Consider the following 501-nt stretch of genomic DNA (forward strand, 5'->3'; position numbering starts at 1 on the left):
GATATTCGAGCTTTGCAAGTTAGCAAGACACCAACCTTTTTTGTTAATGAACAAGCGCTCCCCAAGTTTGGATCACAAGAGCTATACGATTTAGTTACCAAGGAACTCGCTAAATAATAATTGAGGTCAGAGTAAAAAATAATTTTTTACTCTGACCTCAATTTTAGTTCTCGCAACGCTTGGCTTTGGTAACCCAAGTAATAAACTCATGGGCAGGCATTGGTTTGGCGTGGTAATAGCCTTGCACGGATGAAACATTCTTCTCGGCAAGAATTTCCAGTTGCTCACGGGTCTCAACCCCTTCGGCAACAACCCTCAATCCGAAGCTTTGTGACAAAGAAACAATCGCATCAATAATCGCTGTCCCTTTGCTCTCTATCTGTTTGATAAAACTTCGGTCTATTTTCAACTCATCAATTGGAAAGGAGTGCAGATAAGCCAAAGAGGAATATCCAGTACCAAAATCATCGACAGAGAATCTAAAACCTTTGCTCTTAAGCG

1 protein-coding gene is annotated in these 501 nt (G+C 40.9%); it reads right to left on the reverse strand.

From position 1 onward, the window contains the following. Positions 1-163 precede the first annotated feature (163 nt). Positions 164-501 (reverse strand): EAL domain-containing protein (locus A3729_RS18890; RefSeq protein WP_156498024.1); only part of this gene is annotated, 338 nt, incomplete at its 5' end.

The sequence above is a fragment of the Oleiphilus sp. HI0043 genome (genome assembly GCF_001634935.1).